The organism is Micromonospora lupini, from assembly GCF_026342015.1.
GTDB lineage: Bacteria > Actinomycetota > Actinomycetes > Mycobacteriales > Micromonosporaceae > Micromonospora > Micromonospora lupini_B.
Genome location: NZ_JAPENL010000001.1, coordinates 2,390,422 through 2,402,072 on the forward strand (window position 1 = coordinate 2,390,422; position 11,651 = coordinate 2,402,072).

The 11,651-nt window shown below is 71.1% G+C and carries 14 protein-coding genes; 9 read left to right on the plus strand and 5 right to left on the minus strand.

The features are described from left to right. Positions 1-65: 65 nt before the first annotated feature. Positions 66-938, plus strand: coding sequence for an aldo/keto reductase (locus OOJ91_RS10420; protein WP_266244407.1), 873 nt, complete (start codon positions 66-68; stop codon positions 936-938). A 45-nt stretch (positions 939-983) separates the two neighbouring features. Here OOJ91_RS10420 and OOJ91_RS10425 read toward each other — a convergent pair whose 3' ends face one another. Together OOJ91_RS10425 and OOJ91_RS10430 are read right to left on the minus strand one after the other, a co-directional pair. Then, positions 984-1,766 (minus strand): lipase family alpha/beta hydrolase, encoded by a 783-nt coding sequence (locus tag OOJ91_RS10425; protein WP_266244408.1) that lies wholly within the window; start codon positions 1,764-1,766, stop codon positions 984-986. Positions 1,767-1,946: 180 nt separating this feature from the next. Then, complete coding sequence (locus OOJ91_RS10430; protein WP_266244409.1) at positions 1,947-2,522, minus strand: TetR/AcrR family transcriptional regulator; 576 nt, start codon at positions 2,520-2,522, stop codon at positions 1,947-1,949. A 216-nt stretch (positions 2,523-2,738) separates the two neighbouring features. On the opposite strand from OOJ91_RS10430, the gene OOJ91_RS10435 reads away from it, so the two are divergent. The 4 genes from OOJ91_RS10435 to OOJ91_RS10450 all read left to right on the plus strand — a co-directional run bounded on the left by OOJ91_RS10435 (position 2,739) and on the right by OOJ91_RS10450 (position 6,397). Next, on the plus strand, positions 2,739-4,205 hold the full coding sequence (locus OOJ91_RS10435) for an MFS transporter (protein ID WP_007462852.1): 1,467 nt from the start codon (positions 2,739-2,741) through the stop codon (positions 4,203-4,205). Between the two features lie 105 nt (positions 4,206-4,310). Next, a complete protein-coding gene (locus OOJ91_RS10440; RefSeq protein WP_266244410.1) occupies positions 4,311-5,288 on the plus strand; it encodes an SEC-C domain-containing protein in 978 nt (325 codons plus the stop codon). A 165-nt stretch (positions 5,289-5,453) separates the two neighbouring features. Beyond that, positions 5,454-5,921: a nitroreductase family deazaflavin-dependent oxidoreductase gene (locus OOJ91_RS10445; protein WP_266244411.1), complete on the plus strand. Its 468-nt coding sequence runs from the start codon at positions 5,454-5,456 to the stop codon at positions 5,919-5,921. Positions 5,922-5,989: 68 nt separating this feature from the next. Then, positions 5,990-6,397: a hypothetical protein gene (locus OOJ91_RS10450; protein WP_266244412.1), complete on the plus strand. Its 408-nt coding sequence runs from the start codon at positions 5,990-5,992 to the stop codon at positions 6,395-6,397. Between the two features lie 245 nt (positions 6,398-6,642). Here OOJ91_RS10450 and OOJ91_RS10455 read toward each other — a convergent pair whose 3' ends face one another. Then, entirely contained in the window at positions 6,643-6,906 is a 264-nt protein-coding gene (locus OOJ91_RS10455) for a DUF6244 family protein (RefSeq protein WP_007462863.1), read from the minus strand. A 336-nt stretch (positions 6,907-7,242) separates the two neighbouring features. Next, complete coding sequence (locus OOJ91_RS10460) at positions 7,243-7,461, minus strand: winged helix-turn-helix domain-containing protein (RefSeq protein WP_266244413.1); 219 nt, start codon at positions 7,459-7,461, stop codon at positions 7,243-7,245. 297 nt (positions 7,462-7,758) lie between these two features. On the opposite strand from OOJ91_RS10460, the gene OOJ91_RS10465 reads away from it, so the two are divergent. From OOJ91_RS10465 to OOJ91_RS10480, 4 genes are all read left to right on the plus strand, one after another. Then, the gene (locus OOJ91_RS10465; protein ID WP_266244414.1) at positions 7,759-7,995 is read left to right on the plus strand and encodes a hypothetical protein; all 237 of its coding nucleotides are present in this window, start codon (positions 7,759-7,761) and stop codon (positions 7,993-7,995) included. Then, positions 7,992-8,603, plus strand: a complete 612-nt coding sequence (locus OOJ91_RS10470; protein ID WP_266244415.1) for a hypothetical protein — start codon at positions 7,992-7,994, stop codon at positions 8,601-8,603. Before OOJ91_RS10465 ends, OOJ91_RS10470 begins: the two co-directional genes overlap by 4 nt. Then, positions 8,597-9,043: a hypothetical protein gene (locus OOJ91_RS10475; protein ID WP_266244416.1), complete on the plus strand. Its 447-nt coding sequence runs from the start codon at positions 8,597-8,599 to the stop codon at positions 9,041-9,043. Before OOJ91_RS10470 ends, OOJ91_RS10475 begins: the two co-directional genes overlap by 7 nt. Before the next feature lie 66 nt (positions 9,044-9,109). After that, complete coding sequence (locus tag OOJ91_RS10480) at positions 9,110-10,210, plus strand: phosphotransferase family protein (protein ID WP_266244417.1); 1,101 nt, start codon at positions 9,110-9,112, stop codon at positions 10,208-10,210. Here OOJ91_RS10480 and OOJ91_RS10485 read toward each other — a convergent pair. After that, positions 10,098-11,381 carry an FAD-dependent monooxygenase gene (locus OOJ91_RS10485; RefSeq protein WP_266244418.1) on the minus strand — a complete coding sequence of 428 codons (1,284 nt, stop codon included), beginning with the start codon at positions 11,379-11,381 and terminating at the stop codon, positions 10,098-10,100. The two genes, OOJ91_RS10480 and OOJ91_RS10485, sit on opposite strands and share 113 nt — an antisense overlap. Positions 11,382-11,651 lie beyond the last annotated feature (270 nt).

The window sequence follows — 11,651 nt, forward strand, 5'->3', positions numbered from 1 at the left end:
GATGATCACCAGGTGGTGGGTTGTCCTTCTCCCCCGCCGCGACGAAGACGATTGGGGATACGCGTATGGCCACCGACATCAGCAAGCAGCCCGCGAAGGCGTCCGGCACGTACCGGATCGGGGGCGACGTCACTGTCAACCGGCTCGGTTACGGGGCGATGCAGATCACCGGGCCGGGTGTCTGGGGTGATCCGAAGGACCCGGCCGAGGCGCTGCGGGTGCTGCGCCGGTCGGTCGAGCTGGGCGTGACGTTCATCGACACCGCCGACTCGTACGGCCCGTTCGTGTCCGAGTTGCTGATCCGCGAGGCTCTGCACCCGTACGCGGACGACCTGGTCATCGCGACCAAGGCCGGGCTGACCCGCTCCGGCCCGGGCGACTGGCGTCCGGTGGGCCGCCCGGAGTACCTGCGCCAGCAGTGTGAGCTGAGCCTGCGTCACCTGGGTCTGGACAGCATCCCGCTCTACCAGCTGCACCGGATCGACCCGCAGGTGCCGCTTGCCGACCAGCTGGGTGAGCTGGCCCTGTTGCAGCAGGAGGGCAAGATCCGCCACATCGGGCTGTCCGAGGTGAGCGTCGAGCAGATCGAGCAGGCCCGCGCGATCACCACTGTCGCCTCCGTGCAGAACCTGTACAACCTCGCCAACCGCAGCGCCGAGGACGTCCTGGAGTACTGCGAGCGCAACGACCTCGCGTTCATCCCGTGGTTCCCGATCGCCACCGGCGAGCTGGCCCGCCCGGGCGGCCCGCTGGACGCGATCTCCACCGAGCACGGGGCGACGCCCGCGCAGCTCGCGCTGGCCTGGCTGCTGCGCCGCTCGCCGGTGATGCTGCCGATCCCCGGCACGTCCTCGGTGGCGCACCTGGAGGAGAACGTGGCCGCGGCCGACGTGCGGCTCACCGACGACGAGTTCGAGTCGCTGGCCAAGGCGAGCTGAGCGAGGCCGTGCGGGTGGTCCCGGCCGGGACCACCCGCACGGCGGTCACACCGCGAGGCAGTTGGGTCGCACCGGGCCGTCGACCAGGGCGCCGCGCACGATTGTGTACGCGGTGCCGTCGAGCACCAGGCCGAGGTGGCCGACCACCCGCAGCGGGCAGTACCCCTGGATGAGGACGTTCGTCGCTCCGTCGTTGACTGCCGCGTTGCCGGTCGGGCGGACCAGCTCGTCCTGGAGCGTGCGGACGGTCGTGTAGCGCACCGACCCGGGGGTGTCGTCGCCGGCGTTGAGGTCGGCGAGGAAGGCGGAGCCGATGGTCATCTGTTGGCAGGCCACGATGCCGGCGCAGCTGCCGAGGCCGAGGAACGCCACGATGTTGGCGACGTAGGTGCCGTACTGGGGTGTGCCCAGGCTGACGTACCGGCCGACGCCTGCGGTGCCGCCCAGGCGCTTGAGGTAGTAGCGGCTGACCAGGCCGCCCTCCGAGTGGGCGACGAGGTCGACGGTCGCCGCGCCGGTGCTGGCGCGCACCTGCTCGACGTAGCCGGCGAACGCGCGGGCCGAGGCGGGGATGTCACCGAGGCCCAGCCCGGGGAGCTGGTAGATGAAGGTCCGGTAGCCGTCGGCGCGCAGCCGGGCGGCGATGGGCTCGTACGCCACGGCGACGCCGCTGAGGCCGCCGACCACGATGACCGGGTTGGCCGCGGCGGCGGTTCCCGCAGCGGCTGCGGGGGTCGGGGTGGAGGAGGCCGCTGTCGCGGCGCCGGCGGATGCGAGCAGGGCGGCGGTGGCGAGGGCTACGACGAGGACGGTCTTTCGGAGCAGCATGACTGCACCTCCGGGGGGAGGCACCCGGCGAACCGGGCAGGTGGGTGGGGGTGTCCGGTCGACCGTGCGACGATCATGCCCGCAACAATTGAGAAACGTCAATCACTTGTTACGCACCGGTAACCCGTTGTCCCACCGAAGGCGCAAACCGGCAATTCAGGCGGTCGCGCTGGCGCGTTCTCAGCCGGCTGTCGCGCGCAGCCCGTCCAGGGCCACGCCGAGCACCCGGTCACGTTGCTCGGGCGCGGCGAACTGGGCCATCGTCAGGCCGCTGATCAGGCGCACCACGTCGTCGAAGCCGATGTCGTCGCGGACCGCCCCGGCCGCCTGGGCGCGGCGCATCAGCGGCTCGCCGGCGGCGTAGATCTCCGTCCGGCAACTGGTGAAGATCTCCGAGTCGTGCAGCAACTGCTCGGCGAGCGCCCGCTTCGTGGCGACGTACGCGACGAAGCGGTGCAGCCACGCGACAAGGGCGTCCCACGGGGGCAGTTCGGCCAGGTCGGCGGCGGAGTTGCTCAGCGCGCGGACCTCCTCGACGTACACGGCCTCGAACAGGTGCCGGCGGGTCGGGAAGTTGCGGTAGAGGGTGCCGATGCCCACCCCGGCCCGGCGGGCCACGTCCTCCAGGGAGGCGGCGGCGCCGTTCTCGGCGAACGCGTCGCGCGCCGCGGCGACCAGGGCGTCGTAGTTGCGCCGCGCGTCGGCCCGCTTGGGCCGTTGCGCGAAGACCTCGGGCATCTGCCCCGCGCTGGTCATGACGTGCGTCACCTCACCTTGGTTGCATCCGGAGGCACCCCTCCGCTAGCTTAGTGGAGGCACCCCTCCGGAAATGCCGGAGGACAGCCTCCGGTTAGCTTACCTCGGGACCCGCCCGATCCGCCTGGCCACCCGATCGCCCGGACCCGACAGACCTGCCCGCCTTTGACGACGGGCGACAAACCTCCTTCCGTACCACATAGGGAGTTTTCTCTCGTGTCAGTGACCTCCCGACGCAGCTCGCGTCGGCTCACCTTCACCGTGCTCGCGGCAGGCGCCGGGTTCTTCGCGATGCTCCAGTCGTTGATCACCCCGGTGCTGCCGACCATCCAGCAGGACCTGCACACCTCACAGAACACCGTGACCTGGGTTCTGACCGCCTACCTGCTCTCCGCGTCGATCTTCACGCCGATCCTCGGACGGGTCGGCGACATGGTCGGCAAGGAGCGGATGCTCGTCGTCTCGCTCGCCGCCCTCGCCCTCGGCTGCCTGGTGGCCGCCATCGCGCCGAACATCGGCGTGCTCATCGTCGCCCGGGTCGTGCAGGGCATCGGCGGCGCGGTCTTCCCGCTGTCGTTCGGCATCATCCGCGACGAGTTCCCGGCCGCGCGGGTCGGCGGCGCCGTCGCCGCCATCTCGGCGATCGTCGCCGCCGGCGGTGGCCTCGGCGTCGTGCTCGCCGGCCCGATCGTGGCCGCGCTCGACTACCGCTGGCTGTTCTGGATCCCGCTGGTCGTGGTCGGCCTGACCGCCGTCGCCGCGCACCTGTTCGTGCCCGAGTCGCCGGTACGGACCCCCGGTCGGATCGACTGGCGTGCGACCCTGCTGCTCTCCGGCTGGCTCGTCGCGCTGCTCCTGCCGATCAGCCAGGGCGCGGCCTGGGGCTGGACCTCCACCCGGGTGCTCGGCCTGCTGGCGCTCGCCGTGGTGCTGCTGGTCGGCTGGCTCGTCGCCGAGGTGCGCTCGACCAACCCGCTCATCGACATGCGGATGATGCGCCTGCCCGGCGTCTGGACCACAAACCTGGTCGCCCTGCTCTACGGCGCGTCGATGTTCTCCGTGTACGCGTTCCTTCCCCAGTTCGTGCAGACCCCGACCGCTGCCGGCTACGGCTTCGGCGCCAGCATCAGCCAGGCCGGTCTGCTCATGCTGCCGATGCTCGTCGCGATGTTCGTCGCCGGCCTCGTCGCCGGCCGGCTCCAGGCCGTGTTCAGCGCCAAGGCGCAGCTCGCCACCGGCGCCGCGTTCAACGTGGCCGCCTCCGCGATGCTGGCCGCCGCGCACGACACCCGCTGGGAGGTCGGCATCGCCGGTGGGCTTGTCGGTCTCGGCATCGGCCTGGCGTTCGCGTCGATGGCCAACCTGATCGTCGGCAGCGTGCCCGCCAGCCAGACCGGCGTGGCGACAGGCATGAACGCCAACATCCGTACCATCGGCGGCGCGATCGGCGCGGCAGTGGTCAGCGGCGTGATCACCGCCCACCCGCAGGCCAGCGGCCTGCCCCGGGAAGCCGGCTTCACGATGGGATTTCTCGTCCTCACCGCGATCGCCCTGGCGGCCGCGCTCGCGGCCCTGGCCGTCCCGTCCGCCCGGCGGGCGTCGGCCGGTCGCCGGCCGTCCACCGCGACGATCGTCGAGTCCGAGCTAGCCGGCGAGTTCGCCACCATGCCCGCGACCCGCTGAGGGAACGTGACGCAGCCCGGGCGGTTCGCCGCCCGGGCTGCTCCATGTTCGGGAGTACGCTTGCCGCTCCCCCGTCCACCGCTCGTCGTCTTTCAGGATGCGCCCATGTCCGAGTTGCTGACCGCCGACCGCATCGACGAGATCGGCGCCCTGGGCTTCGACAGCCCGGACCCGGCCCCGCTGGTCGCCGAGCTGGTGGGTGCCGTCGACGAGGGGCGCGTCGCCGACCCTGACGACACCGGGTACGCCCTGCTTGTCGCCGCGGACATCCTCGAGCAGGCGGGCGACCTGGCCGACGCGCTCACGCTGGCCACCCGCGCCATCGCCGAGCAGCCCGACGACAACGCGTACGCCCGAGCGGTGCGCGGTGGTCTGCTGCTTCGCCTCGGTCGCTCGGACGAGGGCATGGCCGAGCTGACCGCCCTGCGCCCGCTGCTGGAGACCGATCCCGCGGCCACGTACCTGGTCGACGAGCTGGCCGAGTCCGACCACAGCGAGACGGCGCTGGAGTGGCTCACCGGCGCGCTGGACGCGATCCTGGAACGGACCCGGACCCAGCAGCACGAGTCCGAGGACGCCCAGGACGAGGCCGCGGCCATGATCTACGGCCTGGCCCAGCGGCGGCACGACCTGCGCGAGGAACTGGGCCTGCCGCACGACGAGTACGACAACCTCGCCGACCGACTGCGCGCCGCCAGCAGCCACGCCCTCGACGCGCTCGACGACGGCCCCGCGACGCTGCTGTACTGGCCGCAGGCCGAGTTCAACGCGTTGCTGATGCGCTGGCCCGCGCTTGTCGACAGCTACCCGAAGACGTGGGACGAGCACCGTACCCAGATCGAACGCGCCCTCGTCGAGGCGTCCGGGCTGGGCGGGGGCGACCTGGGCGTCGTCGCCGCCACCGTCGCGGGCCTGGCGGCCTTCGCCGGCGACAACCCCGTCGACGAGGAAACCCTCGACGAGTACGCCGACAGCCTCGACGAGGTGGGCCTGACGGCCTGGCCGCCCGGCCGCAACGACGCCTGCTGGTGCGGGTCGGGCGCGAAGTACAAGAAGTGCTGCCTGCCGCGCTCGCGAAGCTGACCTCTCCTCCGTGTCGGCCGGCCCGGATGGCGTGGCGCGGCACACGCCCGGAGGTAATGTCCCCTGAGCGTCTATACCTGTGAGTCATAACTATGACTCACAGGTATACCGTCCACTCACGATCGACGTTCTGTGATCGGTCGGCTCGGCGACGGAGGCGATGGAGTGACCGCACAGGAACAGCACGAGACGATCGAGGACAGCCCGGTCGGCTGGGTCGCCACGCACGTTCGGCGTTACGTGGAGACCGACGGGGCCGAGGGCGGCACCTACCACGGCTATCCCGCCCTGCTGCTCACCACCCGGGGACGCCGGTCGGGCACACTCCGCCGTACCGCGTTGATCTACGGCCGCGACGGCGACGACCACCTGGTGGTGGCGTCCAACGGCGGCGCGACCACCCACCCCGCCTGGTACCTGAACCTGAGCGCCGACCCGACGGTGGAGATCCAGGTCGGCGCGGAGAGGTTCGCAGGGTGCGCCCGCACGGCGACCGCCGAGGAGCGGGCCCGGCTGTGGCAGCTGATGACGACTGTCTTCCCGACGTACGCCCGCTACCAGAAGGACACCGACCGCGAAATTCCGGTCGTCGTCATCGAACGCGTATCCGGGGAAGATCCCACGATCGATTGATCTGCGTAAGTGCCGTGGAAGGCTATGGTGACCGCAGGTAAGCACCCACTCCGACAAGGAGAACCGCCGTGCGCCGCATCACCACCACCATCGCACTGCTCGGGCTGTCCCTGGTCGTGCTGCTGACGCCGTCGCCGGCGAGCGCGGCGAGCACAGTCGAGGTCACGTCCGCGACCCTGGTCGCGAAAGGCGTCGCCGTGGACGTCACCCTCACCGTGACCTGCCAATCCGGCCTCTCCGGCACCACCGAGTTGACCCTGCGCCAGCGCTCGGGCGACCGCGTGGCCTACGGGACCGGCTGGGCGCCCCTGTCCTGTTCGGGCGAGCCGCAGACCGTGACGGGGCGGGTGTACACGGAGGCGGGCGGGTTCGCCTTCAACAAGGGAGTGGCGCTGGCCAACGGATCCTTCGAGTTGTGCGAGCAGGAATACTGCGACTTCCTGCAGTTCAGCGACACAGTCCGCGTCACCCGCTGAACCGGTCGGACGCCTTCCCCTCGCTGGTCAGCACCGAGGCATCCGGGTTCCAGCACGTGCGACAACACCACCTCATGGGCCGAACGCGGATACGCGTACCGCCTGGCCAGTTGCTCCCGCTTGACCCCGCGCCGCACGTCGGCTGTCACGGTTGGGCAGCTCCGATGTCGACAGTGGGACCGCGGGTCGCAAGGTGATGTCGGCCGTCGCGGGTGGTTGGAAAGTCGTGCTGCCACCACCCGTGGTCAGTTTCCCAGTGCGCGGACCTTGGCGATCGTCTCCTGGACGTGCTGCTTGGCCGGTTCGCCGCCCTGGGACGCCTGCGCGAGCGCCTGGCGGTACGCGTCGATCATGCCGACCAGTGGACCGGCGGCGACGCCCTCAAGCGCACCGGCAACAAGTGATCGCGCCTCGGCCGCGTCCTGTGCTGCCGCTGCGGTCTTGGCCTTCGCCTCGTCGAGCTTCTGCGACGCCGCCGCCAACCTCGCGATGATCTGTGCTGCGCTCACGCGCACCCTCCCCCTGATCGACCATCACCTCCGCCGCCGCACCGGCGAAGACCACAAGGGAGCGTACGAGATCCCTGCACCCAGCGCGACCGCTCGCTAGCTCCCGCGTGATGGCAGAGGTTCCTGCGCCTCACCGCGAAGATCACTTGACGCTGAGCAGTCAGGGCAGGGCCAACACACCTACTCGACATCAAGTGATCGTGAAGCCCGCACGAAATTCCGTGGCGCGGAGCCGCAAAGAAGATCGACTGACAGGGGTCCCGGTAGGAGTCGCTACCCGAACCCGGGGTGGTGAGCGGTCAGCGGGCGGCGACGAACATAGCTACGCCACCAACCTCAGCGCTCGGCCACGTAGACGCCGACGCCAGGCACGCCGACGACGAGTCCTTCCGCCTTCAACGTGAGCATCGCGTTGCGCACGACAATCGCAGAGACGCCGTGAATCTGGCAAAGCTGGGAGGTCGACGGCAGCTTGTCGCCGGGCGACAGCTCGCCCGAGGCGATCTGCTTGCGGATGTGTTCGGCAAGCTCAACCCACTTGGGGCTTGGTGGCATGGCAGTACTCCCTGGTCAGCACCGCCATTCGACCACTCATCACCTTGTTATCGCAAGTGATAGCTTGACTGCGATAGCTTGTTATCCTAGGCTCCGAACTGACCGGCTCCCTGGTCAGCACCCGAGGAGTTGGTTTCTTCCCACCGCAGGAAGCGCTCGGTCGGTCGGTCCCCCCGCCCGGCCGGGCGTGCCGCGGCGTGCCCGCACGCTGCCCCCACCGCCCCCACCGCCGAGCGGCACATGCCGCCACCAGCAGCGCCCAGCCCCGCAAGGAGACCGACCGGACGGGAGCACCCGATGCCCGATCGACCCGACGACCAGCCCACCGACCCACCAGCCCGACGTCCACCAGATGAGCGCCCATCAGCCCAGCGCCTCGTGTCCGCACAGGACGTCGAGGACGCCGACGACACTCTCTTCGCCCATCCCCCGCGCGTCGTCCGCAGGTGGGTCTGTGAATGCGGCGCGGACTACCCCTGCACCGACGTGCTCTTCGCCCGTCTGGTCAAAGCCACCGCCGAGGCCGACAAGTGAGCGCCACCGCCGAATGCGACAAGCAGGCGCACCAGGGCAACACGGTGGATGACCTACGCGGCGCCTGGTTGGCCACGATCGCCGCCGCCGACCGGGCCGGCGCGCACCTGCACGGCTCGGGGTCACCCGGGCGGCGGCTGCCCTGGCAGGACGCGGTCACCGAGTGTTGGCGGGCGCTCAGCCTGGTCTACGCCGGCCTGGCCGCCGATCGGGCCTCGGCGGCGACCGCGACAGCGGGTGAGCTGCTCGCCGGCCTGCGGGCGGCTCGGGTCGACGCTGACCGTGCCGCCGCGCTGGCCGCCCGTACCCGATGGCGGTTGGGGGCGGCCGAGGACCGGCTGCGACGTACCCACAGTGTGGCGGACGTGGTCGCGGCCCGGCGCTTCGCGGCGGCCATCACCCGGTTGGACCTTGTCGTTGTGCGACTCGCGGTCGGCGCGTGCCGCATCGACCGCTCGGTGGCGGCGCTTACCGGCGAAGCGGTGACGCCCACGCCCGATGCGACCAGGAGCACGGCTACCGCCGGGGAGATCGCCCGCGGCTGTCGGGTGGCGAGCGCGCTCGCGACGAGGAGACGTCGACGAAAGATCAGGGAGTCGCGATGGTGAGCGATCCGCACGCCGCGCTGCGCGGTCTGCTGGCGGGGCGGTTGCGTGGCCACGAGCGGCGGCTGCGGCGGTTCAGCGAGGCGGACTGGCTGCGGTACGCGGACCTGCTCGCCGGGGCGCTGCTGGTGGCGGTGCGGCGGCGGTTCGTCGCCGGGCAGGACCGGGCGCCGGTGATCCGGTTCGTGGCGTCCGCGCGGGAACGCTACGACGTCACCGGGTGCGACGTGGAGCCGGCGCTGGCCGAGGCGTTGGTGTGGGCGGCGCTCGGTGAACGCCCACCGGTGCCCGACGACGCGCCGGCGATCGTCGCCCGGACGGTGCTGCTGCTCGGGCTCCTGGAGGACGAGGGCTGCACCGACCGGGAACGGGACGACGTCCTCGCGGCGGCAGCGCAGGCCGCCGACAACGCGGCGCACGGCGACGAGCGGGAGGCGCACTAGAACCCGGACCACAATTTTCCGACGGCTCTGGCACGCTGACGATCGTCACCGTAGCGACGACCGCTCGTGACGGATCGACGTCCCGGCACCGGCGGGGGCGGGGAGAAGGGACGACGGGTGGAAGCGCTCAGCCGCACCCAACGGTCGCTGGATCATGATCAGGTGCAGGGCTTCGTCGACGCGTCCTTCGGCGCGGATCGCCGGGTGGTGGACTGCGGGCCGATCCCGGGGGGCGGCTTCGCGACGGTGTGGCGGGTGGCGCTCGACGACGGGCGCGATGTCGTGCTGAAGGTGCCGCCACCGCCCGACGCATCGCTGCTGCGCTACGAGCGGGGCCTCGGCGGGGCGGAGGCCCGATACTTCCGCCTCGTGGCCGCGCGCGCGCCGCAGGTGCCCGTGCCGCCGCTGCTGCACTACGGCAATGATCAGCAGCACGGCGAGTGGCTGTTCAGCGGCCTGCTGCCCGGGCGGTCGCTGAAGGAGTGGTCGGACTCCGAGCAGCACCTCGACGACGGCCCGGCCCGACACGACTTCGGCGCGGCGATCGCCGTGCTGCACACGGTGAGCGGCGACCACTACGGGTACGACGGCGGCCGGGCGAGCGGCGCGACGTGGCGCGCGGCCTTCTCCGCCATGCTCGGCGACCTGCTCGCCGACGCGGCGGACTGGGGGGTGCGGCTGCCCACCTCGCCGGCGCGGATCCGGGAGCTGCCCGACCGGTACGCCTGGGTTCTGGACCAGGTGCGCCGGCCGTCGCTGCTGCACTTCGACGGTTGGGACGGCAACGTGCTTGCCGAACCCGGCCCCGGTGGCGTTCTGCGCCTGCGCGGGATCGTCGACGGTGAGCGGTACCTGTTCGGCGATCCGCTGATGGATCTCGTGTCGCCCCTGATCTACCGGCGGGTGGAGGACGACGAGGACCATCCCTTCCTGCGGGGCTACCGCGCCGCGGCGGCCGAGCCGCTGGTCTTCGACGAGGCCACGCTGCGGCGGCTCAGCCTCTACCGTCTGCACCTGTATCTGTTGATGACTGTCGAGATGCCCAGCCGTGGAATCACGCGGGAGACCCGTCCGGACCGGTTCGAGCGGCTGGCCGACCTGCTGGATCATGAGCTGACCGAGCTGCGGCGCGCGAGTCCGTCGGCCATTGCAGACGGTACCGACTGACGTCCTCGGAGGCGGCCACCCCGGCCTTCATGAACATCGTCAGCACGGCGTCGCGCGCCCGCCGTTCGCGGGCGCCGGTCGGGAACTTCAGGCTGCCGGTGCGGCGGGCCAGCCCGGCGACCGTCTCCACCCGCGACTCACGGAGTTGTTGAAAACGCACGAAGGCCTCGTTGAGGTCGTCGGCGCCGGCGAGGCAGCCGGCCAGGACCATTGCGTCTTCGAGCGCCATCGAGCTGCTCTGCCCGTCGTGCGGCGGCATCGCGTGCGCCGCGTCGCCGACCAGGCACATCCGGCCGCGACTCCACCGCGGCGGAGGGTCGAGGTCGTAGACCGGCCACCTGATGACCGGGCCGGTGCTGGCGTCGATGACGGCGGGGATCGGTGAGTGGTCTGAACCGTGCAGGTCGACGAGCCGCTGCCGCCACCGGTCCATCGGATCGGCCCGCGGGCCCGCCACGACATCCCCGTCCCCGCTGAGCATGCTCTGGAACCAGACCACCTCGCCGTCCGGTAGTACCTGATAGCCGAAGAACGCGTTGGCGCCGAACGTCAGGCGCAGCACCGGCTCCGGTGCGATCCCGTCGACTCGCGGGGCCGAGCCGCCGCCGTCGATGACGCCCGTGAACCGCGCCGACGGATGGTCGGGGAACATCGTCCGACGGGTGTGCGAGTGCACCCCGTCCGCACCGATCACCACCTCACCGCTGTGACTCGATCCGTCGGCGAGGGTGGCGACGACCCGGTCGTGCCCGTCGTCGCGCAGCCCGACGACCCGCTCACCCTCGACGATACGGACGCCGGCGCGACGGGCCGCCTCGCGCAGCACCTCGCCGAGCCGGTCCCGCCGGATCAGCGTGCTCACCTGGTTGTTGCTGCCGATCTCTCGTCCCCGGTGGTCGTGGAAGGAGATGCGGTCGGTGGGCGTGCCGGCGGCGTCGACAACGGCGAGGAGACCCAGGTCGCGCAGCACTGTGCGGCCGTTGTCGGCAAGGCTCAGGTGCGACCCGAGTGGTCGCTCGCGCGCCGGCCGGGACTCCAGAACCGTCACGCGCCACCCGATCCGGCGCAGGAAGAGACCGACGGCCGTGCCGGCGATTCCCGCGCCGACGACCACGGCGTGCGCCGGACTGATCATGTCGGGCCGGCCGTCGCTGGTGGCCCGAAAGGACATGTCGTACCCATTTGCTCCCCCGTGTGGCGGGCGCTGTGGACACGTCCGCCGCACCGACCGTAATCACGGCGGCGACAGTGGTCAAGGCAGCAAGATCCATCAATGTGAGGCTTGACACAGGCATTGACGGCCGGAATGCTGTGGGAGTCCTGCTAACCGAGGCGGGGCCACGTGTCGGGGGGATCGGTTCTTCTACTGCATTCGCCTGCGCGCGGCTCCATGGCCAGCACTTGAGGTTTCTCCGCCACCGAATGCTCCGAATAGGACGGC